25 protein-coding genes and 1 riboswitch are annotated in these 24,931 nt (G+C 49.6%); of the genes, 22 read left to right on the forward strand and 3 right to left on the reverse strand.

Annotated elements, in window-relative coordinates:
* Positions 1 to 65 precede the first annotated feature (65 nt).
* Positions 66 to 320: a YezD family protein gene (locus tag PUW25_RS02030; protein ID WP_274337952.1), complete on the forward strand. Its 255-nt coding sequence runs from the start codon at positions 66 to 68 to the stop codon at positions 318 to 320.
* A gap of 133 nt (positions 321 to 453) precedes the next feature.
* Here the strand turns inward: PUW25_RS02030 and PUW25_RS02035 are convergent, their stop codons facing one another.
* Positions 454 to 1,266 carry a hypothetical protein gene (locus PUW25_RS02035; protein WP_205054427.1) on the reverse strand — a complete coding sequence of 271 codons (813 nt, stop codon included), beginning with the start codon at positions 1,264 to 1,266 and terminating at the stop codon, positions 454 to 456.
* A gap of 324 nt (positions 1,267 to 1,590) precedes the next feature.
* On the opposite strand from PUW25_RS02035, the gene PUW25_RS02040 reads away from it, so the two are divergent.
* The 4 genes from PUW25_RS02040 to PUW25_RS02055 all read left to right on the forward strand — a co-directional run bounded on the left by PUW25_RS02040 (position 1,591) and on the right by PUW25_RS02055 (position 6,135).
* Positions 1,591 to 1,992, forward strand: a complete 402-nt coding sequence (locus PUW25_RS02040) for a GNAT family N-acetyltransferase (RefSeq protein WP_274337953.1) — start codon at positions 1,591 to 1,593, stop codon at positions 1,990 to 1,992.
* A 285-nt stretch (positions 1,993 to 2,277) separates the two neighbouring features.
* Complete coding sequence (locus PUW25_RS02045; protein WP_274337954.1) at positions 2,278 to 3,501, forward strand: threonine synthase; 1,224 nt, start codon at positions 2,278 to 2,280, stop codon at positions 3,499 to 3,501.
* Between the two features lie 260 nt (positions 3,502 to 3,761).
* A complete protein-coding gene (locus PUW25_RS02050) occupies positions 3,762 to 4,394 on the forward strand; it encodes an NAD(P)-dependent oxidoreductase (protein ID WP_047911426.1) in 633 nt (210 codons plus the stop codon).
* A 67-nt stretch (positions 4,395 to 4,461) separates the two neighbouring features.
* Positions 4,462 to 6,135, forward strand: coding sequence for an NAD(P)H-hydrate dehydratase (locus PUW25_RS02055; protein WP_205054424.1), 1,674 nt, complete (start codon positions 4,462 to 4,464; stop codon positions 6,133 to 6,135).
* Between the two features lie 126 nt (positions 6,136 to 6,261).
* On the opposite strand, the gene PUW25_RS02060 is transcribed toward PUW25_RS02055, so the two are convergent.
* The gene (locus PUW25_RS02060) at positions 6,262 to 6,708 is read right to left on the reverse strand and encodes a hypothetical protein (protein WP_047911427.1); all 447 of its coding nucleotides are present in this window, start codon (positions 6,706 to 6,708) and stop codon (positions 6,262 to 6,264) included.
* A 364-nt stretch (positions 6,709 to 7,072) separates the two neighbouring features.
* A riboswitch (cyclic di-AMP (ydaO/yuaA leader) is annotated at positions 7,073 to 7,250 on the forward strand.
* 134 nt (positions 7,251 to 7,384) lie between these two features.
* Between PUW25_RS02060 and PUW25_RS02065 the strand changes: the two genes are divergently transcribed.
* The 9 genes from PUW25_RS02065 to PUW25_RS02100 all read left to right on the forward strand — a co-directional run bounded on the left by PUW25_RS02065 (position 7,385) and on the right by PUW25_RS02100 (position 16,403).
* Positions 7,385 to 7,780, forward strand: coding sequence for a hypothetical protein (locus tag PUW25_RS02065; protein WP_047911428.1), 396 nt, complete (start codon positions 7,385 to 7,387; stop codon positions 7,778 to 7,780).
* Between the two features lie 132 nt (positions 7,781 to 7,912).
* Positions 7,913 to 7,990 carry a K(+)-transporting ATPase subunit F gene (kdpF, locus tag PUW25_RS27470; RefSeq protein WP_370510332.1) on the forward strand — a complete coding sequence of 26 codons (78 nt, stop codon included), beginning with the start codon at positions 7,913 to 7,915 and terminating at the stop codon, positions 7,988 to 7,990.
* 72 nt (positions 7,991 to 8,062) lie between these two features.
* Positions 8,063 to 9,733 carry a potassium-transporting ATPase subunit KdpA gene (gene kdpA / locus PUW25_RS02070; protein ID WP_047911429.1) on the forward strand — a complete coding sequence of 557 codons (1,671 nt, stop codon included), beginning with the start codon at positions 8,063 to 8,065 and terminating at the stop codon, positions 9,731 to 9,733.
* Positions 9,734 to 9,793: 60 nt separating this feature from the next.
* Complete coding sequence (gene kdpB / locus PUW25_RS02075) at positions 9,794 to 11,818, forward strand: potassium-transporting ATPase subunit KdpB (RefSeq protein WP_047911430.1); 2,025 nt, start codon at positions 9,794 to 9,796, stop codon at positions 11,816 to 11,818.
* A gap of 15 nt (positions 11,819 to 11,833) precedes the next feature.
* A complete protein-coding gene (kdpC, locus tag PUW25_RS02080; protein ID WP_047911431.1) occupies positions 11,834 to 12,409 on the forward strand; it encodes a potassium-transporting ATPase subunit KdpC in 576 nt (191 codons plus the stop codon).
* 57 nt (positions 12,410 to 12,466) lie between these two features.
* Entirely contained in the window at positions 12,467 to 14,740 is a 2,274-nt protein-coding gene (locus tag PUW25_RS02085; RefSeq protein WP_337999897.1) for a histidine kinase, read from the forward strand.
* A gap of 124 nt (positions 14,741 to 14,864) precedes the next feature.
* Positions 14,865 to 15,419: an NADPH-dependent FMN reductase gene (gene ssuE, locus PUW25_RS02090; RefSeq protein WP_047911433.1), complete on the forward strand. Its 555-nt coding sequence runs from the start codon at positions 14,865 to 14,867 to the stop codon at positions 15,417 to 15,419.
* 143 nt (positions 15,420 to 15,562) lie between these two features.
* On the forward strand, positions 15,563 to 16,024 hold the full coding sequence (gene fosB, locus PUW25_RS02095) for a metallothiol transferase FosB (protein ID WP_202964132.1): 462 nt from the start codon (positions 15,563 to 15,565) through the stop codon (positions 16,022 to 16,024).
* A gap of 211 nt (positions 16,025 to 16,235) precedes the next feature.
* Complete coding sequence (locus tag PUW25_RS02100) at positions 16,236 to 16,403, forward strand: hypothetical protein (protein WP_274337956.1); 168 nt, start codon at positions 16,236 to 16,238, stop codon at positions 16,401 to 16,403.
* A gap of 22 nt (positions 16,404 to 16,425) precedes the next feature.
* On the opposite strand, the gene PUW25_RS02105 is transcribed toward PUW25_RS02100, so the two are convergent.
* Positions 16,426 to 17,676 (reverse strand): helix-turn-helix domain-containing protein, encoded by a 1,251-nt coding sequence (locus tag PUW25_RS02105; protein ID WP_274337957.1) that lies wholly within the window; start codon positions 17,674 to 17,676, stop codon positions 16,426 to 16,428.
* A gap of 224 nt (positions 17,677 to 17,900) precedes the next feature.
* On the opposite strand from PUW25_RS02105, the gene PUW25_RS02110 reads away from it, so the two are divergent.
* The 8 genes from PUW25_RS02110 (at position 17,901) to PUW25_RS02145 (ending at position 24,925) form a co-directional block, all read left to right on the forward strand.
* Positions 17,901 to 18,311, forward strand: coding sequence for a hypothetical protein (locus PUW25_RS02110; protein ID WP_274338510.1), 411 nt, complete (start codon positions 17,901 to 17,903; stop codon positions 18,309 to 18,311).
* A 161-nt stretch (positions 18,312 to 18,472) separates the two neighbouring features.
* Entirely contained in the window at positions 18,473 to 19,468 is a 996-nt protein-coding gene (locus PUW25_RS02115; protein WP_274337959.1) for a 3-oxoacyl-[acyl-carrier-protein] synthase III C-terminal domain-containing protein, read from the forward strand.
* Positions 19,425 to 20,822: a preATP grasp domain-containing protein gene (locus tag PUW25_RS02120; RefSeq protein WP_274337960.1), complete on the forward strand. Its 1,398-nt coding sequence runs from the start codon at positions 19,425 to 19,427 to the stop codon at positions 20,820 to 20,822. Before PUW25_RS02115 ends, PUW25_RS02120 begins: the two co-directional genes overlap by 44 nt.
* On the forward strand, positions 20,819 to 22,105 hold the full coding sequence (gene lysA, locus PUW25_RS02125) for a diaminopimelate decarboxylase (RefSeq protein WP_047911440.1): 1,287 nt from the start codon (positions 20,819 to 20,821) through the stop codon (positions 22,103 to 22,105). The genes PUW25_RS02120 and lysA overlap by 4 nt, the downstream gene beginning before the upstream one ends.
* Positions 22,106 to 22,131: 26 nt before the next feature.
* On the forward strand, positions 22,132 to 22,392 hold the full coding sequence (locus PUW25_RS02130) for an acyl carrier protein (protein ID WP_047911441.1): 261 nt from the start codon (positions 22,132 to 22,134) through the stop codon (positions 22,390 to 22,392).
* 4 nt (positions 22,393 to 22,396) lie between these two features.
* Entirely contained in the window at positions 22,397 to 23,227 is an 831-nt protein-coding gene (locus PUW25_RS02135; RefSeq protein WP_274337961.1) for a hypothetical protein, read from the forward strand.
* Between the two features lie 28 nt (positions 23,228 to 23,255).
* Positions 23,256 to 24,194: a 3-oxoacyl-[acyl-carrier-protein] synthase III C-terminal domain-containing protein gene (locus PUW25_RS02140; protein WP_274337962.1), complete on the forward strand. Its 939-nt coding sequence runs from the start codon at positions 23,256 to 23,258 to the stop codon at positions 24,192 to 24,194.
* Positions 24,195 to 24,208: 14 nt separating this feature from the next.
* Positions 24,209 to 24,925: a hypothetical protein gene (locus PUW25_RS02145; protein ID WP_274337963.1), complete on the forward strand. Its 717-nt coding sequence runs from the start codon at positions 24,209 to 24,211 to the stop codon at positions 24,923 to 24,925.
* Positions 24,926 to 24,931 lie beyond the last annotated feature (6 nt).

Genomic DNA, 24,931 nt, shown 5'->3' on the forward strand with positions numbered 1-24,931 from the left:
AGCTATGTGTTTGAATAAGTAAGCAGGGTACGCTAATAGGCCCGATTTAATAGGAGGCGTTAATAATGACTAAACCGCTGAAAGTCGATGAAGTGTGGATGGATCGTATCGCCAGTTTGTTGAATGAAATGGAATTTGGCTCGTTGTCCATCATCGTCCATGAAGGGCAGATTGTACAGATGGAGCGGACCGAGCGCAAACGTTATGAGAACACATCATCCAATACCTCTAAATCGGGCAAATCTCGCAGTGCGGCGTCAGGAGCCGCTGATTCCAGATCGAGTGGTCCACGTGCACTTCGCAAATCCGGGTCTTCATAAACATTCATAGCTTATACCCTTGATTGAAAGCAGCTAAAGGTATTATGAATGGATTCGCTTGTATGTCAAAATGAAAATAAGCAGTTCCTCTGTCTTCTATTAGAAGCGTGAGGAGCTGCTTATTTAGGCTTTGCTAACGATAGAGCTGTGATTCTTGCTTATCCATGGCTGCGAATTGTCCGGCATAAGGCCGTTCTTTGCGGGAAGGCGGTTTGCTCCATTTGAATCCGAGCAGGAACAGAATCAGCTGTCCTCCCAGAACATAAGGTGCAGCAGCGAGCCCGATCAGATGAAACAGTGCTGCCAGAATAATGGCTAAGGACAGCAGATTGGTTATTAATCCGGCGGCCGTACGCGGCCTCATCAAGATGAGGATGTAAACGTATGCGATGGATATCATGCCGGATACGAGTCTTGCGCTCAGTAACACCCATTCCCATGCAGTGCTTCCCTCAGTGATATCTCTTGCTCCTGTCATGAATTGGTACAACAGGACCGCGATACCTACCGCTGCAAGAGGAGCAAACATAGGCTGGATAATCTGCCATAGTGCTTGTCCCCATCTTGGGGAGTGCACGGACGAGAACAATCGGTCTCGTTCGGCAGCCAGCCGGGTCATTTCCCGCTCCAGCGAACGTGAGAGTAATTGGAGCCCTGCTTCGTCACCTTCTGCCAGGCAGGCCTGAATCTGTTCTCTTAGATGCGGCGTAAGGCAGGGTGCGGATTTGCTCTCCTGAAGCGCGAGGATGAGTGCTCCGTGCAGAGGCTCCCCAGGAAGACCGTCTTTCTTCAGCCCCAGGGTCAAATGTCCTGCAAGCTTGGAATAGGTGTAGAGGGTGTCCTGAAGATCATCCATTCGTCGGTACTTGCCCTGTCGCAAGCTGGATGCATGATATATGTAGAGCCACAGCAGCAGCACGATCATGAAGGCGGCAATAGCAATCACCTGTGCGGACAGCGAGATGCCGTCAATTTGTACAATAGAGCTCAGGCTTCTCCCTCCTTTACACGAATAGCGGCGATATCTTCTCTCACTATTGCATACGAATCGGGGGTTTTCAAGTCGAAAAGGGGACGAAGCTAAAATTAAACCGGAGGAGCATGCAGGACTGGAACATGTGTTTTCTTTATTTCTATAAATATCGTAAAATAGTTCTAGGAATGGGGATCAAGTAAAGCTGCATTTCGACATAATTAATCCTTGATTGGGCAAATCTAGAAAGGAAGAATCGGTGGATCATTCAAAAAAACATACGGGGTGACTATAGACATGGAAATTACATATCAAATTCCTTCGCCGCAGGACTATTTGGACCTTCGCATAGCTGCAGGGCTGTCCTTGATGAGTCTTGACGGAGCTCAGAAAGGGCTGCCGAACACGTTGTTCGCAGTCAGTCTAATGGAAGAGGGCAAGCTCATCGGCATGGGCAGAGTTGTCGGTGATGGAGGCTTACAGTTTTTTGTGACGGATATTGCTGTTCATCCCGATTACCAGGGCGAAGGATATGGAAAGACCCTTATGGGAGAGATTCGAAAATACCTCGATAATCATGTCCCTGCGAAGGGCCTCGTGTCACTTCTGGCAGATATCCCGGCTGATCGGTTATATGAGCAGTATGGCTTTACGCATTCAGCGCCGGAATCTCAAGGCATGCATTGGAAACAAAAATAGAAATTATTGGAAAATAATCAATTGGTCGAATTGACAAATAAGTTTCACTATGAAAAGATGATAGATATACATTTAGATGCGAATGCTTGCAAATGGCCCCTGGTATTCTGAGATGGTTCAGAAGGAATAAGGAGGCCATTTTTTGGGTCATGGCAGCATTTTGCTGCATTAAGATATCGCTGGGTCCTCACTCTGAAACAGAAGGGTGAACTCTTATTTACAGTCATAGCATCAATCTTTTTCACATCACTTAGGTCGTTATAAAGTGAGGAGATGTATGTTCATATGGGACAGTACAGCTATTTGAGTCATTTGGAATGTCCAAAGTGCGGACTGATTTATCATACAACAGGCGTTCAACAGCTGTGCACTTGCGGATCTCCGTTAAACGCCCGATACGATCTGGATAGTCTTAAGAAGGAATGGAATCCTGAAGCCATACAAGGCAGGGAGATGAACCTGTGGAGATATCATGAACTGCTTCCTGTGAGGGAACCGGAGCATGTGATCACTCTGGGCGAAGGGATGACACCGCTGCTTCGTATGCCAAGTCTCGGAATGGATATGGCGATTCCTCAGCTGTATATGAAGGATGAAGGCTTGACGCCGAGCGGATCATTCAAGTCACGCGGCGCTGCTGTCGGTATATCCAAAGCCAAAGAACTTGGCGTATCCAAATTTGCGATGCCGACGAACGGGAATGCGGGCGCAGCCTGGTCCTTATATGCAGCTCGTGCAGGTATACAGGCAACGATTGTAATGCCTGTTGACGCGCCGCTGATTACGCGCAATGAATGTATTGCCGCAGGTGCGGATTTGTACCTCGTGAACGGACTAATCAGTGATGCAGGGAAGATTGTTGCAGATAAGGTCCGGTCAGAGGGGATCTACGATGCATCCACGCTGAAGGAGCCTTATCGAATTGAGGGTAAGAAGACGATGGGACTGGAGATTGCAGAACAGCTGGGCTGGCAGATGCCGGACGTTATTCTGTATCCGACAGGCGGCGGTGTCGGCTTGATCGGGATCTATAAAGGTCTGCTAGAGCTTCAAGAGCTGGGCTTTGTAACCGGTCGTCTGCCGAAGCTGGTTGCTGTACAGGCTGCAGGCTGTGCCCCGATTGTAAAAGCATGGGAGCAGAATGCGTCTGAATCGGAATTTTGGTCCGACTCGCAGACGATTGCCTTTGGTATTAATGTGCCCAAAGCGATCGGAGATTTTCTTGTACTTGACGCCATATATGAGACGGATGGAGCTGCCATCGCTGTGACAGAAGAGGAAATTTTGTCTGAACAGCGTTTGTCAGCCCGGTTGGAAGGATCGTTCATTTGTCCGGAAGGCGCCGCTGCTTTTGCTGCCGCACGAATACTTCGGGCTAACGGATGGATTCAGGACAACGAGAAGGTGATCGTCCTGAATACGGGCTCTGGCATTAAGTATCCGGAAACGATATCCGGCAATGTTCCACTGCTGAACCCGGGAGATACGATTCCCAAGGCGCTGACATGATCGAACTTATAATACAAATGAATAGCAGGAAGCCATCTCGCTCCAGCCGGGCAAGGTGGCTTTTCTTGTGAATATCGAATAATGTAAGGTGAGCAGGGGATTGTCTCTAACATTATTATGACGTATCTTTTTTGAATGAGAGAAGCATAACTAAGCTACGGAGCTTGAGTTGTAAACAATTGACGTTTTAATAGAGAGCATACCTGATTAATATAAAGTAAGCTTACGCTAGCATAGAACAGAAATGAGGACTGAATAATATGAATATAGCTTTATTTGGAGCAACAGGAACGATTGGACAAGCGATCTTGGAGGAAGCATTGGGCAGAAAAATGACGGTAACTGCCATTGTGCGGAATCGGTTTAAATTTAACGAGAAGCGAGAGGGACTCACCGTTGTTGAGGGTGACATTCTTAAGCCTGAATCGGTTGCTGAAGCCGTAAAGGGACATGATGTGGTCATTAGCGCATACGGTCCTGAATTCGGTAAGGAGGAAGAGCTGGTCGAGGCGGCACGTTCCCTCGTAGAGGGCATTCGAAACAGTGGAGTCCAGCGTCTGCTCGTCGTTGGAGGAGCAGGCAGTCTGCTGACCGATAGCGGAGTTCCGCTGATGGAGACTCCGGAATTCCCGGAAGAGGTTAGACCGCTGGCGCTCGCACATCGGGATGCATTTCATATTTACGAGGAGTCCGACTTGGACTGGACTTATTTGAGTCCGGCAGCAACGATCGAACCTGGACGCCGTACAGGCAATTTCCGAATTGGCACAGATCGTCTGATCCTGGATGAAGCAGGGCAGAGCCGTATATCGGTCGAAGATTATGCAGCGGCTATGGTGGATGAAGCGGATGATCCGTATTTCAGCGGGTCCCGATTTACCGTGGCTTATTAGAAGAGAATTCATCTTAGCGAGCGAGGGATCTATCTCTCGCTCTTTTTGATAGGAGGGGCTGGACAAGATGTATGTTGTAACCGCGAAGCAGATGCGTGAGCTTGATCACATCGTAATTGAGAAGATCGGCGTTCCTTCGGCAAGCCTGATGGAGAATGCAGGCAAGGCGCTCGCCGAAGAAGTGGTGAAGCTGTGCCGTGAAGAGCAGAATGGGCGAATAGAACGAGGAACACCGCGGGACCCGCTGCAGGAAGATGAGAATAACAATCGCAGGGCATTTGAGGAGTGGCGTGGTGTGAGAGGTACGATTCGTGCCGAGGAGACATTACGCATCAAAGACCGAAGCCAGGAACATTGGTTTATACTCATTGGAAAAGGAAATAACGGCGGAGATGGGCTCGTGTGTGCCCGGCATTTGCAAGAGGCGGGTATCAAAGTAACGATTGTTTATGCTGTTCCGCCTTCAGCACTGGAGCAGGATGCTGCACTTCAAAGAGACGCGGCAACGGCATATAGGATTCCGGCAGTCGTATATAGCGAGAAGGAGCCGCTGTCATTTCATGGCATTACCGGTATTGTAGATGCGCTGCTGGGTACTGGAAGCAACGGTGCGCCGCGCAAGGCTTATGCAGCCTTGATCCGTGAGGCTAATGAGAGCGGGCTCCCTATTGTCTCCGCTGATATTCCAAGCGGTTTAAATGCAGATACGGGAGAGCTCTATGAGCCTCATATCCGGGCAGAGATGACGGTGTGCTTCGGGTTGTTAAAACGCGGATTGACTCAGTATCCCGGTGCAGAGGCAGCAGGCCGCGTCAAAGTGCGATCCATTGGAATCCCTCCTAAGCTCGCAGCGGATCAGGGCATATCTGTACAAGTCCTTACAGAAGAAGTGCTGGAAGGGACGCTTGGAATGGATCTGGCGCTCCGAAGATCAGGCGAAGGGCATAAGGGAACCTATGGACATGTGCTGCTTACTGCCGGGACACTTGCCATGAGCGGGGCCGGGCTTCTGAGTGCACGTGCATCGCTCCGGTCAGGCTGCGGTCTTGCCACTTGGGCGCTGCCTTACGAGCTGATGCCGCATGTCATCGGCAAGGTGCCTGAGCTGATGCTCGCCGATGCGGTGAGCGGAAATGACGGGCTGTGGACGGAAGAGTCAGCAGAGCGAGTTATACAGCTCGCGGAGGGCAAGGATGTGCTGGCCATCGGGCCGGGACTTGGGCGCTTTGAAGGAGATACAGGGTGGCTTCGCCGCATTGTTGAAGCATGTGATGTACCTATTGTACTTGATGCTGATGCACTCAATATGGTCGCAGCAGGAGGGGAAGATTTCTTCTTGGGGATGAACCGGACTGCACCGCTCATTCTGACGCCGCATCCGGGGGAGATGGCTCGTTTGATGGGGATATCCACGAAGGACGTCCAGCGAGACCGGATCACCCATGCGGCGGCATATGCAGAGAAGACGGGCGTTATCCTTGTACTCAAGGGCTCGCGCACGGTCATTGCTGCTCCTTCAGGCAGCACCTATATTAACCTGACCGGACATCCCGGTATGGGAACCGGCGGTGCAGGGGACGTGCTGACCGGCATTATAGCGGGTCTATTGGCTCAGGGATGGAGCGCTGAGCAGGCAGCAGCATACGGTGTATATCTGCATGGACTCTCCGGAGAACGTGCTGCATACAAGCGGCATCATCCGGGAGGCATTATTGCCGGCGACATTATTGACGCATTGTAATACAGCGTATTGGCAAGGAGCCGCCGGTAAGGCGTCTGCACACAGATTTACAAGTCAAATTTAAGGACACGCAGAAGCGTGTCCTTTTTACGTTTAGTATTGGAGTAAATCTTGACGACCAGGAACTTAGAAGGAATAATACGTCAGCCCATACTCCATCAAAAAAGAACGAACGAGCAGTCTGGAACTGATAACAGGATGCAGCTCTTCATCCGCGTCCTGCATCATTTGCAGATCTGCGAGTGCTTCCTCGGCTATTCGGGTTCGTTCCATTCCCCATTCCTGTTCATGATCTGCAACGCAGAGCTTGGCCTGCTCCACGGTCAGCTCCTTCAGGATGGCAAACACAGAGATCCATGGAATCAGATCCCCGGGAGCACTCTCCTGTGGCAGCTCAAATTCAGCAAAGCCGTGTGCTGTCCCGCAGGTTATTTTAAACAATCCGCAGTAATGATATTTCTCCTCTGTCAAATAAGGAAGCCGGCGTGAATCATAGCGTATGATTTCCATCGAGCTGATCGCATCCGTTGTATAAGCAGGTACTGAATTATTCCCCATATAGGCGAGTGCCACGAGTATTCATCCTCCATTAATCATCCTCATTATTATGTTGATCATCATATAGCAAATGTCACAGACGAGTAAAATGATCCTTGTTCTAAAAAAACCGGTTTTTCAGCAAATCGGACGAAATGGATGAAAGTAAGCGGTTAATTAAGGGCCAATCTCGACCGATCGGACCTATATCTATCGTTGTCAGCTTCTTGCGCAAAAAGCAAGGAAAGTGGAGTTAGAGAGAGGAACGAAGAGGAAAATAAAGATAACAATCCGCTATGCGAAGTCAATGATTCGAAATTCGTCTTATATGAGGAGCGGACTTTCTTTACAGCACATTCGGTCAGGATTATGATTCTTGGCATAAAAGCTTTCGCCATACAATTTCATACCGCTTAATCCTTTGATGAATGAAAAGGAGCGGGGGAACCAGTGAGGTTTGCTATGCAGGCTTCGAGGGGTGAATCCTGAAGAGCACACCATATGTGCTTAGTACAGGTAGGGCGACTCTCACGCCCGAATCCGACAGCTAACCTCGTCAGCGTATCTAGAGAGACTTTCTTATATCCGAGCTCTTAAGTGGCAGCGGCTTGTTCCCGCCTGCCTACGAATAAGAAGCTGCGCGAGAGAGATTTCTCTTGCTCGGCTTCTTTTTATTGCCGGATGAAGGGAGAAACAGGAGGGGAATGCACAAATGTCCGTTGATGACGATGACGTCATAATTGTTGCAGCTGGGGGTAAGCCGGGCAGATCCTTTATAAAGACCCTGCTCATGAAGGGTTTGCCGTTTGCCATCTTGGTCAGCTCTGAGCATGAGCGTAAAGAAATGCAAAGGCTCTATGTGGAACCGGTCATTCAAGTGGATTCTTTCGAACAGGCACCTGAGCCCCCTGATTTCCACGTAGGTCACGTATTTCTGTTCGAGGAGAGTCTGCCCGTGTGCTGTAAGTACATCCAAGTCTGCCGGTCATGGACCTGTAAGCCAATCTATGTCATTACAGAGCGAAGCAAGCCGCGGCTCATCTACAGAGGGCTTGGTGCAACACATGTCATCTACAGCCGCGGCAGCGACTGCTCTTTCTTACTCTAAACCGGAATCGGGAGGTGCTAAACCAATGCTGGATTTTATCATGATCGTATTGATCAGCTTGTTGACGCTTATTTCAATCGGAGTTATCAAAGGCTCAGACTTAATCACCTCGGAAGGGAGTGAACAAAAATGATGTGGGTGCTGCTTGCTATTGCAGCTGCTGTATTCATTTATTTGGTCTACGCACTGCTTAACCCAGAGAAATTTTGAGACAGAACAAAGAACTAGATTCATTTAACAATGAATAAACGACATTCACTAACAGGAGGCTGATAAGTCGATATGTTAACCGTTATATCCATCTGTGTGACCCTCGCGGTCGTGCTCCTGCTGGCTCGCCCTGCAGGTCTATATATTGCAAGTGCATTCCGTTATGAACCAACCCGGATCGATCCGTGGTTCAAATGGATAGAGAGACCCCTCTATGCTGTCAGCGGCATCAAGGAGACGAATCAAACCTGGAAGCAGTACGCAGCTTCCTTTGTCATCAGTAACACGGTCATGATTGTACTCGTCTATCTGATCTTTCGGATACAGGCCCATCTGCCGCTGAATCCAAGCGGTGTAGCAGGTATGGAGCCGACGCTTGCTTTTAATACGTCGATTAGCTTCATGACCAATACGAATCTGCAGCATTACAGCGGGGAATCTGGTCTCAGCTATTTATCACAGATGATCGCCATTGTGTTCATGATGTTTACTGCTCCGGCCTCGGCCTTTGCGGTGGCGATCGCATTTATTAGAGGACTTACAGGCAAGCCGCTCGGTAACTTCTTCGTAGATGTCGTGCGAAGTATAACAAGGGTATTGCTTCCTGTCGCTATTGTCTCCGCTATTCTGTTTATTGCTGCTGGTGTTCCACAGACGTTAAAAGCAACAGCAGCCGTAACGACGCTTGAGGGTGGTGTTCAGGAAATTGCGAGAGGTCCAGTAGGTTCCTTCCTGTCCATTAAACAGGTGGGGAATAACGGCGGTGGATTTTTCGGAGTAAACTCGGCTCATCCGTTTGAGAATCCTAATGGATTCACGAACCTGCTGCAGATGGTGCTGATGCTTCTGTTCCCGGTCTCCCTGCCCTTCGCATATGGCAAGATGGTGGGGAACAAGAAGCAAGGGCGTGTCCTGTTCGTCTCGATGGCGATCATGTTTCTCGTGCTGATGGGGGTATCACTTGGTGCTGAAACGAACGGTAACCCTGCGATGGAGGCTGTAGGAGTTCAGCAGGAAGGCGGCAGTATGGAGGGGAAGGAAGCCCGCTTCGGTGTGGCCTTGTCATCTCTGTATTCGGTCGTAACGACCGCTTCCGAGACAGGAGCAGTTAACACGATGCATGATACGCTGACACCGCTTGGCGGTCTTGTCACTTTGGCTAATATGATGCTGAACACGGTGTTCGGCGGTATGGGAGCCGGCTTCCTGAATGTGCTCATGTACGCACTCATTGCTGTCTTTTTATCCGGTCTGATGGTGGGACGCACTCCGGAATTTCTCGGCAAGAAGCTGGAAGGCAAAGAGATTAAGCTGATTGCAATCAGCCTGCTGATTCAGCCGCTGCTTATTCTGGCTCCTACAGCTTTGGCACTGTTCACCAATGCGGACACGATATCGAATCCCGGATACCATGGTCTGTCGCAGGTGCTGTATGAGTACACTTCATCGGCTGCCAATAATGGCTCCGGATTTGAAGGCTTAGGAGATGCTACACCGTTCTGGAACATTTCGACCGGAATTGTCATGTACTTGGGCAGATATCTGTCGATTGTACTGCTGCTTGCGGTTGCAGGATCACTGGCTGTGAAGAAGAGCATCCCTGTGAGCTCAGGTACATTTAGGACGGACACCTATTTGTTTGCCGCGGTCTTTGTCGGTACCGTGCTGATTGTAGGGGCACTAACTTATCTCCCGGCGATGGTGCTTGGACCGATCGTAGAGCATTTGACGCTGAGCAGATAGTGTAGGGACGATTTTCATAAAAAAGTTGAAGCTCTTATTTGAATGGAGGAACGATCGTCAATGGGACAAAAGAAATCAATGCTGAACAAGAAGCTCGTGCAGAGAGCGATGCTTGAAGCTGTCTATAAATTGAACCCGAAGTTAATGCTGCAAAATCCGATCATGTTCGTCGTCGAAGTGGGTATGGTGATCACGTTTCTGTTGACCCTGTTTCCGAATCTTCTCGGTACGGATGGCTCACGGGGATTTAATCTGACCGTCACAGTGATCCTGCTGATTACTGTCTGGTTCGCCAATTTTGCGGAGGCGCTTGCTGAGGGCCGGGGGAAGGCACAGGCCGATAGTCTGAAGCAGACCAAGCAGGACATTTCAGCAAACAAGGTGGCTGGCGATCACATCAAGGTGGTCTCCTCCTCAGAGCTCCGTAAAGGCGATGTCGTATTTGTAAGAGAAGGTGAGCTGATACCGGGTGATGGTGAGGTTATTGAAGGACTTGCTTCCGTCGATGAATCGGCGATTACGGGAGAGTCGGCACCGGTCATTAAGGAGGCTGGCGGAGATTTCAGCTCGGTGACAGGCGGCACAAGGGTTGTCAGTGACCAGATCAAGGTCCGGATTACGAGTGACCCGGGAGAGTCGTTCCTTGACCGGATGATCTCCCTGGTGGAAGGTGCCAAGCGGCAGAAGACACCGAATGAAATCGCGTTAAACACCGTACTGATGAGCCTTACGATTATTTTCCTGCTCGTTGTTGTTACGCTTCCGTTTTATGCGGGTTATCTGGAAATCCAGCTGGAAATCCCAATCCTTATCGCTTTGCTGGTTTGTCTGATTCCGACGACCATCGGCGGTCTGCTGTCTGCTATTGGGATTGCAGGTATGGACCGAGTTACTCAGTTTAATGTGCTGGCGATGTCTGGTAAGGCAGTTGAAGCTTCTGGGGATGTGAGCACCATTATATTGGATAAGACGGGGACGATCACTTATGGGAACCGAATGGCAAGTGAATTTGTGCCGGTTGGAGAAGAGACACAGCAATCGCTAGTGTACTGGTCGGCTGTCAGCTCAGTCAAGGATGAGACGCCGGAAGGGCGATCGGTGCTGGAGCTCATGAAGAAGATGTCGATTACGATGGATGAAAATGCGGCCGAAGGGGAGTTCGTACCTTTTAGGGCGGAGACAAGAATGAGTGGGCTGGATCTTCCTGATGGAAGACGGGTACGAAAGGGCGCAGTGGATTCTATTAAAAAATGGGTGAAGGAGCAAGGAGGCAGCATCCCGTCGAACCTTGATACGAACAGTGATGCCATTGCAACAGCCGGTGGGACCCCGCTCGCAGTTGCAGTCGACAGTAAAATCTACGGACTGATCTATCTGAAGGATACGGTCAAGCCGGGGATGAAGGAGCGCTTTGATCAGATGCGTGAGATGGGGATCAAGACCATCATGTGTACAGGTGACAATCCGCTGACCGCAGCAACCATCGCCAGAGAGGCCGGAGTGGATGATTACATTGCGGAAAGTACCCCAGAGGATAAGATTGCGGTGATTCGACGAGAGCAGGCGGAAGGCAAGCTCGTCGCGATGACTGGAGACGGAACGAATGACGCACCGGCCTTGGCCCAAGCGGATGTAGGGATAGCGATGAACAGTGGTACGGTTGCTGCTAAGGAGGCGGCCAATATGGTTGATCTTGATTCTGATCCCTCCAAGATTATTGAGGTGGTCGCGATCGGGAAGCAGCTGCTGATGACACGGGGAGCGCTGACGACGTTCAGTATCGCGAATGATATCGCCAAGTATTTTGCCATTATTCCGGCGATGTTCATGCTGGCTATTCCTCAGCTTGAAGCACTCAACGTCATGAAGCTGGGCTCACCGTCATCTGCCATCCTGTCTGCGCTTATATTTAATGCGATTATCATTCCGCTGCTGATTCCGCTGGCGATGAGGGGGATTCGGTATAAACCCATGAGCACGGCAGGCCTGCTTCGCCAGAATCTGCTGATCTATGGCATCGGCGGCGTAATTGCTCCGTTTATCGGCATCAAAATAATTGACTTGATTGTACACATTTGGGTATAGGAGGAAGATACAGATATGCAAGTATGGACGATATCACTGAGGGTAAGCCTTGCGCTGCTGCTGCTGCTTGGACTGGGCTACAATCTGCTGGTCACCGGCATCGCACAATTCACCATGCCGCATCAGGCGAATGGCAGTCTGATCTACAATGAGCAGCAAGAGCCGATCGGTTCAGAGCTGATTGGGCAGCAGTTTACAGAGCCCGCGTATTTTCATGGAAGAGTATCCAGCATCGAGTATAATGCAGCAGGCTCGGGCTCGGGCAACTATGCTCCTTCAAATCCCGATTTACTTGCTCGTATGGAAGCCTCCATACAAGAGTGGCAGAAGGAGAACCCCGAAGTCCCTATAAGCCAGCTGCCCGCAGATCTTATCACGAATTCAGGCTCGGGGCTTGATCCACATATTAGTCCAGAGGCGGCAAGAGTGCAAATTCCACGAATCCATGCTGAAACCGGCATCTCCGAGGAAGAGCTTATGCAGATGGTTGACCAGCATACCAAGGGCAGACAATTCGGTTTCCTGGGAGAGCCTGTCGTTAGTGTCCTGGAACTTAATCTAGAGCTTCAATCGAAGTTTACAATTCAGTAAAGGCGGCAGGAGGGGAGCTGAATCGATACCTTTCGCAGAAAAACACCGGAAGAAATATTGGCAGTTATTCAGAAGCAGGGCCGAGGCAGGCTGCACATCCTGATTGGTGCAGCGAGTGGAACAGGGAAGACGTATCATATGCTGCTGGAGGGCCGATCGTTAAGTGAGCAGGGAGTCCATGTTGTGATCGGCTCTATGACGGCCTCCGACCGGGTCGAGACATCCCAGCTCATGAACGGGCTGGACCGAGTTCCTGGCATCATCTGGAGCAGAGGCGGGACAGAGACGGAGGATCTGGACGTGGAAGCGATCCTCTGCTGTCGTCCTGAATGGGTTCTGGTCGATGAGCTGGCCCACCGTAATCGTCCAGATGCAGCTGCAAGAACTCGGCTTGAGGAAGTAGAGCGGCTCCTTAAGCATGGCATCAGTGTGGTCACGACCGTGAATGTCTATGAACTGGAAGGGGTTCAGCATACAGCCAGTCAGCTGACAGGCATCAAAGCGGCGGAGGTTCTGCCTGGTCATGTGCTCGAGATGGCGGATGAAGTAAGACTTGTAGATGTGACGCCAGAGAAGCTGCTCAGCAGGGTGGAGCAGCACAAACTCCGGGTTGATCAGCACTCCTCCGTCGTGAAGGAGGGGAATCTCTCGGTCCTGCGTGAGCTTGCCCTGCGGCTGGTGGCAGAAGGCGTTGGCGAATCCTTGATCAAGCTGCGAGAAGAACAGGGATATACAGGGCCTTCCCGCACGGGAGAACGGATCCTTGTCTCGGTGCAGTATCACTTTAACGGCTCTATCTATATCCGTAGAGGGCAGCAAATTGCAAGAAGACTGAATGGGGATCTGCGAATTGTTACGTTTGTTGACCCTGACCGTAAACGGACCAAAGAGGAGGAGGCATTTCGCAAAGCGATGATTCAGCTCGCTGATAAAGTGGGGGCCAAATTCGAAGAGCTGCCGCTTCGGTCAAGACGAATGCTGCCCGATCAGCTCGTTGACTATGCCTTGAGAAATGGAGTGACCCGCATCGTTATGGGTCATTCCAAGCAGAGCTTCATCCAGGAGCTGCGGCAGGGGTCCGTCGTGAAGGAGGTGCTCCGCAAGATCCGTCATGTGGATTTGTTTCTGGTCGCGGATCGGGCTGATCATGATGGGGAACGGATTCTGCCTACGAAATCCTTGAATACTGCCGGGAGCTCCTCCCTGGTAGAGATCAAGGAACGGCATAATCGCAGCATCAGAGGACACTTCAAACTATACATTGGGGCTGCTCCGGGTGTAGGCAAGACGTACACCATGCTGCGGGAAGGTAATGAGCTTCTCAACAGCGGTCTCGATGTCCGGATTGGTCTGCTTGAAACACATGGACGCGAGGAGACAGAGGCACAGACAGGTCAGCTTCCGTTCATCGAACGGAAGAGAATTGCTTATCGGGGGACGGAGCTGACGGAGATGGATACCGAGGCGATACGACGGGAAGCACCGGATGTGGTACTTGTGGATGAGCTTGCTCATACCAATGTCCCGGGCAGCCGGCTGAGAAAAAGGTACGAGGATGTCCTTGAAATTCTTGAGGCTGGCATTTCTGTCATCTCAACCATGAATGTACAGCATCTAGAGAGCCTGAATGATACGGTCGAGCACATCACCGGGGTTAAAGTAAGAGAGACAGTGCCGGATTCCATCCTGCACCTTGCCGACGAGGTGCAGATTGTCGACGTCGCGCCAAGGGCACTGAGAAAGCGGATGCGTGAGGGTAAGATTTACGCTCTGGAAAAGGTCGATCAGGCTTTACAGCATTTTTTCAAAGAGGCCAATCTGATTGCACTGAGAGAGCTTGCACTTCGAGAGCTGGCAGATGATGTGGATGAACGGATGGAAGCCTGGGAGCGAAACCATTCACTCCGCGGTCCATGGCGCAGGGAGGAGGTGATTCATGTCTGTGTAGATGCACACGAAGCAGCAGCTCGTCTCATCAGGCGAGGGTTTCGAATTGCGCACAGGCTCAAAGCGGTCTGGTACGTGAATCATGTACAGTTTACGGATCGGGGCAGCTCCTTGCATAAGGAGTATGAGCACAGACTGGATCAGTTAAAATTAATGACAGAGCGGCTTGGCGGAGTATTCCGTGTGATTCAGGCAGGTGATCGAAGCCAGGTGCCGGAGCTGCTGATTCAATTGGCCAATCAGGATAAGGCCACACAGATCATTGCAGGCCAGTCCAGGCATCACTATCGATTAATGGGATCAAGCAGGAGAAGAGGCGTTGCCCATCATCTGGTACGTAATGCACGTCATATTGATCTACTGATCGTGGCAAAGGACCTGTAAAAGACAGGATGCAGCTTGTTCCCAGGTTGACAGCGGAAAGGGGAATCATGTTACAATATACCAAGAAAATAAGTAGGAATTAACAATAGATAAGCAACACAAATACTTGTCAGAGGTGAATAACGTGGCCAAAATCGCTGTCATTAACGGGAGCCCTTCCCTGACTTCCCGGATCAATGCGGTTATCGAATTTGCAGAAAAGAGTCTTAGAGAAGCAGGTTTTGAAGTTGAACGCATTAACGTTGCTGAGCTCCCGCCAGGAGACCTGATCCATACGAAATTTGAAAGTGAGCCCATCGTGAAGGCTAACGGTATTGTAGCTGAAGCAGATGCGGTTATTATTGCGAGCCCGGTATACAAGGCATCATATACAGGCGTGCTCAAGACGTTCCTGGATCTGATTCCGGAACGGGGACTTGCCGGCAAGACCATTCTCCCGCTCTTTATTGGAGGGAGCCTGGCCCATCTGCTGACGATGGATTATGCACTGAAGCCTGTCCTCTCCGTGCTCGGCGCTCGTCATATTTTGGCGGGTGTTTATACGGTGGATGCACAGGTTGCACGTAATGATCAAGGGGGCCTGGATATTGCTCCAGAGCTGGTAGAGCGTCTGCAAGCCGGACTCCAAGAATTTACCGAGGAAATTCAGCTTCGAGAGAACCAGAAGAATTCGAAATAAGCGGATATGAACAGAGAAGTCCAGTGGATGAACGTCGTCAGCTGGACTTTTTGGTGTAAGTAAGTTCTGTTGGGAGGGAGTCGTATCAGAGGCAGGGTATTGCATGTTCTCCCTACGGATCGAGAAATAAGACGTGGTTAAATATGGTATTATGGGAGTATATCCTATTTAACGGAGGTGAGCCATACTTGAATATCCAAGGTATTAATCATCTTTGTTTTTCTGTATCCAATCTGAGTCAGTCCATCCGGTTTTATGAGACTGTATTTGGAGCCAAGATTCTGCTTGAAGGACGTACACTTGCTTACTTTGATCTAAACGGAATCTGGATTGCACTGAACCAAGAGAATGTCCCGCGCAATTATACGACACCGACCTACACGCATATCGCGTTTACCGTAGATGAACAGGATTTGAATGAGCTGCGGGAACGGCTCGCAGAGGTGAATGCCAAGGTATTGCCAGGCAGAGAACGGGATGCAAGGGATCAACAGTCCATTTATTTTCTCGACCCGGACGGGCATATGTTTGAGTTCCATACAGGGACACTGCAGGACCGCATGAATTACTATAGGGAAGATAAGCCGCATATCAAGTTTTTTTGATGCAGGATTTCACGTGAAAAGAGACTTCTGAACGATCAGAAGTCTCTTTTTTAGTCCTCGTATTGTGCAGCAATTGAATATACTCAGTGAAGCAATTCATATTGGCTTTAGACCGTTTCCACAGGTAAGAGGGGGTAAATCCTCATTTACAACTTCATCACATCCATACTGCGTAATAAACTTAAGAAAAAAGAACAGGGAGCGATGGACAATGAAAAAAATGAGATCACCTCTATATTCCGTTGTATTAACTTTGGTTATTGGATTAACTGTCAATACAGGCGCTGTGTTCGCTGATATAGAGGGAAGTTCAAAGGATCAGACGAATCCTCCCGGGACTGTAGAGCCGCAGGATCTGAACTCCCCAATGCCTAAATAATGAATTCGAGAGGGTCATTTCCTCACTTAAGATACATTCGGTAATCATTATAATCCATACCATCATTACGCTCGCTGAGTGTCAGGAGCTTGTAGCTGGATTCGGCCTCACTGCCTGCATTCAGTCTTTTGAGCAGATCATAGCTCATTCTCAAGAAAAAGTAAGCCTGTTCTGGATTAGCCTGCTCATGGTAGACAGCGCCCATCAGCCTGTACAGGCGCGCGCGCTGTACACCGCTATCGGTTAAATCCAGCAATCGAATGGCTGTTTTGCAGGCCTTTTCTGCTTCCTCTAGATTGCCTTCCTCCAAATAGAGCTTACTCATTTCTTCAAATATCGAAGCTTTCTTATCCGGCATGTTGCGTTCGTCGTAAATGGATGCACATTCATGCAGAAGGGGGAGAGCTTCTTTCTTTTTGTCTGTGTGCAGCATAATGACAGCAAGATTATGGAGGGCAAAGATATACGATTCGCTATTCCCTTGTTTTAAGCAGTCCACAGACTTTTGAGTCCAGTAGAGACTTTCCTGTGAGTGGGGATCTGATTTGAAATAAGCTTTGCCGAGTCCCATGGCAATCTCGCCATATGACTCGGGGTTACCTGCCATCCTGGCTTCATCCTCGGCTTTTAAGTAAGCATCAATCGCTTCCGGAATTTCACCCAGGAACATATGAGAGGTCGCCAAAAAGGTGAGAGCGGTAATATGCTCCTCCTGTAAATGCTTCAGCTTGCTGCTGTAGGTGTAGGCTTGCTGATATTGCTTCTTCGCCTGGATATAGGATTCCATATAGATCGCTGCTTTGCCCATTTCCAGATAGAACTGGGTAATGAGCTTGCGGTCTCCTGAACGGATAAACAAAAATTCGGAGGACTCTCCATGCTCGGCAGCCCTGGAATACTGCTTCATCCGATTGCAGCTTCTGATCATGAGCAGGTAGGCTTCTGCCTGTACAGGCTCAGGCACGGCAAGCGTCAGAAGATGTTCAGCGATTCGGATGCAGGAATCGTCGTCTTCAGCCTTGAAACGCATGTATGCCTTGTCAAGTAAGGCTTCGGATACATCCTCGTGGATCTCATCCTCTGTCACCGAACCTAGGAAATATTCAACAGGCTTGCCCAGACGCTTGGCAATTACTCGCAGCATGCGTGAGGAAGGCACTGCTCTTCCCTTTTCGATCAAGCTGATATAAGCCCTTGTCATTTCCTCGCCGGCAAGCTGTTTTTGAGATAATCCCTTTTGTTCTCTGGTTTCTCTAATTTTTTTTCCCAGCATGGCAGTTGAATAAGCTCCTTTCAACACAAAGTAACTGTCAATTCATTTACATCGGATTAACGACGTTTACCCCCATTTACCGTTTAAAAAGGAAAATTAAGGATGTAGAATGGGCTTATCCCACGAAAGGAGGAAATGAAAAATGGAAATCAAAGCGACACCGATTACACTCGAGCAATTAAAAGCAAAAGAGCAGGAGGTCGAAGCCCGCGAAGCCGCTGCTCGTGCAGCCGCTGCCCGCGCAGTCGAAGCTCGCGCAGTCGAAGCTCGTGCAGTCGAAGCCCGCGCAGTCGAAGCCCGCGCAGTCGAAGCTCGTGCAGTCGAAGCCCGTGCAGTCGAAGCCCGCGCAGTCGAAGCCCGCGCAGTCGAAGCTCGTGCAGTCGAAGCCCGTGCAGTCGAAGCCCGCGCAGTCGAAGCTCGCGCAGCCGCCGCTCGTGCAGTCGAAGCCCGCGCAGTCGAAGCTCGTGCAGTCGCTGCCCGCGCAGCCGCCGCTCGTGCAGCTGAAGCTCGTGCAGCCGCCGCCCGCGCAGCTGAAGCTCGTGCAGCCGCCGCTCGTGCAGCTGCCGCCCGCGCAGTCGCCGCTCGCGCGTAAGCTCCTCACACGGACTAATCATGCTTATCTTTTGAATGGGTAGATGAACAAAGGATGCCATAAGGGATTACATAGCTCACTAATCACTTTCATTCCATCTATCCGCCAGTTCTTTATTGCAGAGGAGGAGAGCGATGTGAATCAGAAGCTCTCCTGATCCTCCGCAATCCATTCAGCCTTATGCTGCCGAGGTGATGACCTATTATGCTTCACTTAAAGAACATTTGGACCTATATTCCGGGCAACACATTAGAAGTCCAGCAGCTTAATACGCATCTAGGATTAAAATCAGCACAGATCAAAGTGCTTGAAAAGATACATGGATTAAAAAAGATTCGTCAGGAGGAGCAAGGAAACTTGTTCAACCTGCTTGGTAATCTGCTCGAGCGAGTAAGCAGTGATCCTGATATCGATAGCTCGAAGATCAAGTACATCATCTACTGTCATACCATTCAGGATGTTTCTCCATACAATATGAAAATAATCCAGAAATTAAAAAAGAAATATCATTTTGAGCATAGCATCGTGTTCTCGTTAACCCAGCAAAACTGTGCAACTGGAATTGTAGCTCTAGATATCGCAGAGCGCCTGCTGCGGGCAATGTCAGATGATGAGTACGTGCTGCTGCTGACGGGGGAGAAGACGTTCAGCCCAATCGTACAGCTCATACCCAATACGACCGTCATGGGAGAAGCATCGACTGCCGTATTGCTTGGCTCGCAAGGCGAGGGAAGCTGCATGGTGTACAGCAAGCATCATACCATTGGCAAGTTCTGCAACGTGCTTACGGGTGAAGAAGAAACATTGAAGGAGTTTCAGGAAATTTATGTCCCCACGTTATGCACCGTTATACAGGATACCTTGAGGGAGGCTGGTATAACACTGCAGGAGATCTCCTGGATTATTCCGCACAATGTCAACATTTCTTCCTGGAAAAAGGTTGCTGCATCACTCGAATATCCTCTTGAACAGATTTACATAGACAATATTTCTGAATTAGGACATTGCTTCTGCTCAGATCCCTTCATTAATCTGCAGAAGGCAATATCCGAAAACAGGCTGAAGCCGGCAAATTATTATTTGCTGGTATCCGTTGGGCTTGGTGCAACATTTAGTGCAGCTGTTATGAAATATGAGAGTAAAGGTGGAAATGCAGATGAGTACAATGTCTCAAGCGTTAACGAACGACTTCTCGGTTAAGCTGAAGCAAGCGTTGACCGGCAGCTCAGAGTCCACTTTCATCTATATCAACAATTTTGAAGTGGAAGAGCAATGGAAGCAGGAGCATACCCTGAAGCTGCCATCTCTCACTGTCGGTTCCTCTGTAGAGCTGGTGAATCGAATGGAGGAATTGGGTGTCTTTCTTGCAGGGAAGGGTGACTATGTGTTGTTAAAAGAAAGTCCTGACCCAGAGATGATGACAGACGCCAAATCACTTGGATTCGGGAATTCACTACTTCTAACAATGCGTAATAACGCACCTAAGCTAAATATAACAGAAAATGTATTGGACTGCGAGTCCACATTAAACCGACTTCGGGAAATCGCCCGGCATAACACTGTATATCTCGTTCCTTTTGGCGTCTCGGCCAAGGAGGAGGAGCTGTCGAAGCTCGTAGGTATACCTCTTGCAGTTCCAAGTGCAGATATTTTTCAGAAAGTAAATGATAAAGGGTATTCGCGCAGGCTGAACAGAGAGCTTGGAATACGTCAGATCAATGGCAGGGAGTGCAGCACGATTGAAGAGCTGAAGCAAGGCTTTGATGAATTGTCTTATTTGCTTGAAGAAGGCGGCACCCTGGTTTTGAAGGACGCACTGGGCGTGTCGGGCAAGGGCATCACGGTCATTGGCGACAGGCAGCGGTTCGATAAAGTGCTCAAAATGCTGGAGCAGCAGTCTCGGAAAAAGGAAACCCGCAGTATCAACTATGTACTTGAAGAGTGGATTGATAAAATCTGTGACCTGAACTACCAATTTCTTATTGATCGCAATGGCCGGGTAGAGTTTCTCTGTGTGAAGGAATCCTTGGTTGAGAACGGCGTGCATCAGGGACATGTGATGCCTTCAAGACTTTCGGAGGCTCAGATCGAAATTCTGCAGGAGGCCGCTCAGTTGATCGGCAAGGCCATGTTTGCAGACGGATATTATGGGATGGTCGGTATTGATGCCATTCTTGATCAGGAAGGAAGACTGTATCCCAATCTTGAGATCAATGCCAGATTCAACATGTCTACGTATCAAACCAATCTGCAGGACCGGCTCATTGGACAAGAGCAGTGCGGTCTTGCGAAGAAATATACCCTTACGCTAAAGGACTATTTCCCATACCCAGAGCTCAAAACACTGCTCTCAGCGTTCATCTACAGCCCGCAGAGCAGGCAAGGGTTCATTATTAATAATTTTGCTACAGTAAATGCCGCTTATAAGGAGCCGGGCAGCCTGTTTACAGGGCGGCTGTATGGTCTGCTTGTGGCAGATTCACGCGAAGCGCTGCTTGAGCTGGATGCATCAATTGATCATAAGCTGAGGGAATGGGAGGCAGGAGTCAAATGAGCCAGGAATATACGATTCAGAACTATGCAATATCCAGTCTGACACGCAAATATGGAACTCCGCTGTATATCTATGACGGAGACATCCTTGAAGAGGTTTACTCGGAGCTTCGCCGAGTGCTCCATCAGGAAGTAGACATTTTTTATTCCCTGAAGGCCAATCCGAACATCTCTATCTATAACTATCTTAAAAACCTCGGAGCCCATGCAGAAGTCTGCTCTCTCGCCGAGCTGATAACAAGTATAAAAGCGGGGACTGATCCGGACAACATTATTTTTCTAGGGCCGGGAAAAAGCGAAGAGGAAATCAAGGCTTGTCTGCACTACAACATTTACGCCATCGTTTGTGAGTCCTTTCAGGAGCTGGAGATCATCAATCGGCTGGCAGAAGAGCTTGATGTTAAAGCGAAGGTTGCACTGCGAATTAATCCTGCCTTTTCGGTTAAGGGCTCTCGTCTGACTATGGGCGGCAAGCCGCGTCAATTCGGCATCGATGAGGCGGCTTTATTCAGCAGCACAGCATGGATGAATGGATATGCTCATATCACGATCAGGGGTATCCATGTCTATATGGGAACACGGATGCTGGACATCGATCCGATTGTTCAGAACACCGGACATATTCTGGATCTCGCTGTAAGGATCGAGGATGCTCTTGGCGTGCAGCTTGATATGGTTGATGTGGGAGGAGGACTGGGTGTTCCCTATTTCGAAGGAGAGTCCTCTCTTGATGTGCATGGCCTTGCTGAGCAGCTGAATCCCTTGTTCGCGGCTTTTAAAGAAACGCATCCTGAGACACGGCTCATTATGGAGCTGGGAAGATATTTGGTCGGGCGGTCAGGATTATTGGTGAGCAAGGCACTGTACGTTAAAGAATCGTATGATGAAACTTTTGTTGTGACAGACGGAGGAACCAATTGCCATATGGCTGCTGTCGGCGTCGGTTCCTATGTTAAACGGAACTTTCCTATCGCTCTGTTAAGCCGCTGTGATGAGCCGGCGGAAGGAGAATACAACATTACCGGACCCTTGTGTACTCCGAACGATGTGGTGGGCAAGAAAGTAGCTCTCCCCAAAGTGCAGCCGGGTGACTTGATTGGCATATTCAACTCCGGAGCCTATGGGCCGACAGCTTCACCTACAAACTTTTTAAGTCATGGGTATCCGGCTGAAGTGCTTGTTGCTAAGGGAGAGGCTCATTTGATCCGAGACCGGGACCAGGTGCAGGATCTGCTGGGCAAGCAGCATTTGGTTGAAGTCAAGCCGATGATTCCGGCTCTATAAATTATATTTCTAAGGAGGAAATAGAGATGACAACAAATATGCTTATTGAAGAAATCAAAGGTGCATTGGAAGAAGTGCTGAACACAAAGGAGGAACGTCCAATTGGGCTGGAGACATCCCTGTTTGAAGAGCTGCATCTTGACTCTACCTCGGTGCTTGAGCTGCTGATGACATTGGAGGATCGGATTGACGGCTTGGAGATTGATCCTGATGAACTGGAGCCGGAAGTGTTCAGTACAGTAGGGTCTCTGGCTGAATATATCGAGAGACAGCTTGTAGCGGTGTAAGCTGATGGCACTCGGAATCCAGCAGTTATTCGTAAAGGAATTCACGCAGAAGAGCCCTCCTTTTGAGCATCCGCAGTTAGAGCGGTTTCATCATGATCTATTATCCGGCTTCGACATGACTCCAGACTATGAATGGCTCGAGAAAGGGAACAACAATTCATACCACAATATGGCTGCAGAAATACTGGATGATGAGCGATGGAAGCAGGAAATATCGAGGACAGATCTATTCATTCTGGCCTACAGCTTTCCGAATATAAGGCCGGATATTTCAATCGTCAATTATATAATGGACCGTTATGGAGCCGGATTTTTGAGCTTTGCCATTAATGATATGGGCTTTGCTGCTCCCTTTATGGCCCTTCATATCATCAATCAGTACTTGAAGGAATCGGGCTTCAGCCGGGCAATGCTGCTGGTGATGGATCAGACCTCTCTGCCGTATAAGACCAAGGAGCTGCAGGAAGTCTCAGGCGTGGACACCGGGGCTCTCCTGCTCATGGACAGGGTACAGGGAAGCTCGGGAAATATTGTAGATATCCGAATGAACTATATGCCATCGCTGAATGCACAGGTGCTGAATGATCAGATGGATGAATGGCTGGTACAGAAGAGGGCCGTACCGCAAAGGCTGCTCATCCTGGCTCACCCTTCGCTGTGCGGCCTGCTTGATCCATCCTATGAGGTCAGGGGCTACGACACCTGCAGGTGGAGTGCAGCTCCCTTCATGGCCTTGTCTTCTCTTCTAAGTGAAGAGCACTCCTATACCCATGTATGCGTGCTTCACTACGAGGAAGAGGAGGAATATCTGTATCAATTGCTGCTGGAAATGTAAGAAGGATGCTTGAAGGGAGAGGGGAGCGATGGGGCTAGGCATTAAGGATATCAGTGTAAGTATTCCGGAACGGATTGAATCTCCCGCCGACCTCCTCGATGGGCTTGGCTACAGTAAGGGAGAGCTGCAGCTTCTGAGTAAATACCATAAGCTCAAAGGGTCACCGGTATGGGACACGGATCAGACATTGGATGACGCTCTGATCCAGTGTATTCAGAAATTGAAGGAGAAGCAGTCGCTGGATGAGGTCGACGTTGTGCTGTACGCCCATTCTGCCCATGTGCAGGTTCCGGGAGATTATGGCTTGCTGCACAAGGTGCTGCGTCCTTTTTCCATGGAGCTCCTTCCGTGCTACGGCATCTCTCAGCTGAACTGCGCTTCATCTATGGCAGCGCTGGATGTGGCAAACCGGATGATTGAACGTGATCCAGAGATTCGCCAAATCCTGCTGCTCTGTGCGGACCAGTTCAACTTTTTGCCAAACTCCTGGCGTTATATTCGCAAGTCTACAATGCTCGGCGATTCAGCGGTAGCTCTGCTGCTCGAAAATGGAGGAACCCGTAACGTGATTCAATCGGTTTATCTATTCAACGATACAAGATTTCATACAGGATATTATGCTACGGAGGAAGAGATGGCAGGGTTTAACCAAACCTATGTAAGCCATATTATCAGCGGCTTAGATAAGTTGTTGAGCTCTTGCCGCATGGAGCTGTCAGATCTGGATTATATCCTGCCGCATAATGTGAACTGGACGACGTGGAAGGAATTTCTGCATCGGACCGGATTCGCCCAAGAGCGGGTATACCTTGATATGATTCCGAGCATTGGTCATACCTTCTCAAGTGATGCGTTCATCAACCTATCGGAAGCGATGGCGAAGGGATGGATGGAGAAAGGGAGTCATTATGTGATGACCAGCATTGGTCTGGGCAGCTTTTTCGGATTTGTGTTAATGAGACATTGAAGGGAGCCAGTAGAATGAACAGAGACGAGGATAATCGAAGTATCGCGACGGCTGACAACGGAATTGCGAGTGCCTCTGCCGATCTGGGAGCCGAGCGTCTTCTGGAGAATTCTTTATTTCAGATCAAGGATAAAATGATTGTTCCAATCAATAGCACCGGCTATATTATGATCTCTCAGCGGCTGCTTCAAGAGCTGGACTGCTTCCTGTATGACGGTCATGAGCTGTTCTCTATCGCCGAGCTGGAGAATATCCATCTGATCCAGGATTCTATTCTGCAGGTGGAGGGTCTTCAATTGCTGCGGCTTCCACAGACACAGGAGAAGCGTGTTCAGGAAGGCAGCCACGAGGATCCGCTCTACAGTGAGCTGCTGGAGAGAATGCTGCTGTACCGGGCAGAACTATGTGCTGCAGGACTTGAGCTTGTAAGACAGCACCTCTCCGGGCGTGAATCCGGAAACGGGCCGACGCTGCAGAATCAGCTGGTTAAAGGCAATATTACGGATATATTGACGATTTTGGAGATGATCAAGAGCACGAGTAGTGAGCATATGGAGTATAGCTGCAGCCCTGTGAATCGGGCGTCGCTGCGAGCTATGCTTCATCAAGAGCTGGACCGTGCTTTTGGTCTCCTTCAAAAGCTGGGCGGGGGACATGGTTACGTGAATGGACCGGTCATGTATAGCTATTACATATCCCAGGCAGTTAAGAACATTTATTACGTGTCCTAAAGGAGG

Origin of the sequence: Paenibacillus urinalis, assembly GCF_028747985.1 — a bacterium.
Lineage (GTDB): Bacteria > Bacillota > Bacilli > Paenibacillales > Paenibacillaceae > Paenibacillus > Paenibacillus urinalis.

Coding starts and splice junctions, on each gene's coding strand:
- PUW25_RS02040 (WP_274337953.1), top strand. CDS start 1,591: ATGGAAATTACATATCAAATTCCTTCGCCGCAGGACTATTTGGACCTT.
- PUW25_RS02055 (WP_205054424.1), top strand. CDS start 4,462: ATGTATGTTGTAACCGCGAAGCAGATGCGTGAGCTTGATCACATCGTA.
- kdpB (WP_047911430.1), top strand. CDS start 9,794: ATGGGACAAAAGAAATCAATGCTGAACAAGAAGCTCGTGCAGAGAGCG.
- kdpA (WP_047911429.1), top strand. CDS start 8,063: ATGTTAACCGTTATATCCATCTGTGTGACCCTCGCGGTCGTGCTCCTG.
- PUW25_RS02115 (WP_274337959.1), top strand. CDS start 18,473: ATGCTTCACTTAAAGAACATTTGGACCTATATTCCGGGCAACACATTA.
- kdpC (WP_047911431.1), top strand. CDS start 11,834: ATGCAAGTATGGACGATATCACTGAGGGTAAGCCTTGCGCTGCTGCTG.
- PUW25_RS02030 (WP_274337952.1), top strand. CDS start 66: ATGACTAAACCGCTGAAAGTCGATGAAGTGTGGATGGATCGTATCGCC.
- PUW25_RS02105 (WP_274337957.1), bottom strand. CDS start 17,676: ATGCTGGGAAAAAAAATTAGAGAAACCAGAGAACAAAAGGGATTATCT.
- PUW25_RS02045 (WP_274337954.1), top strand. CDS start 2,278: ATGGGACAGTACAGCTATTTGAGTCATTTGGAATGTCCAAAGTGCGGA.
- PUW25_RS02130 (WP_047911441.1), top strand. CDS start 22,132: ATGACAACAAATATGCTTATTGAAGAAATCAAAGGTGCATTGGAAGAA.
- lysA (WP_047911440.1), top strand. CDS start 20,819: ATGAGCCAGGAATATACGATTCAGAACTATGCAATATCCAGTCTGACA.
- PUW25_RS02120 (WP_274337960.1), top strand. CDS start 19,425: ATGAGTACAATGTCTCAAGCGTTAACGAACGACTTCTCGGTTAAGCTG.
- fosB (WP_202964132.1), top strand. CDS start 15,563: ATGGTATTATGGGAGTATATCCTATTTAACGGAGGTGAGCCATACTTG.
- PUW25_RS02145 (WP_274337963.1), top strand. CDS start 24,209: ATGAACAGAGACGAGGATAATCGAAGTATCGCGACGGCTGACAACGGA.
- PUW25_RS02100 (WP_274337956.1), top strand. CDS start 16,236: ATGAAAAAAATGAGATCACCTCTATATTCCGTTGTATTAACTTTGGTT.
- kdpF (WP_370510332.1), top strand. CDS start 7,913: ATGTGGGTGCTGCTTGCTATTGCAGCTGCTGTATTCATTTATTTGGTC.
- PUW25_RS02140 (WP_274337962.1), top strand. CDS start 23,256: ATGGGGCTAGGCATTAAGGATATCAGTGTAAGTATTCCGGAACGGATT.
- PUW25_RS02135 (WP_274337961.1), top strand. CDS start 22,397: ATGGCACTCGGAATCCAGCAGTTATTCGTAAAGGAATTCACGCAGAAG.
- PUW25_RS02065 (WP_047911428.1), top strand. CDS start 7,385: ATGTCCGTTGATGACGATGACGTCATAATTGTTGCAGCTGGGGGTAAG.
- PUW25_RS02050 (WP_047911426.1), top strand. CDS start 3,762: ATGAATATAGCTTTATTTGGAGCAACAGGAACGATTGGACAAGCGATC.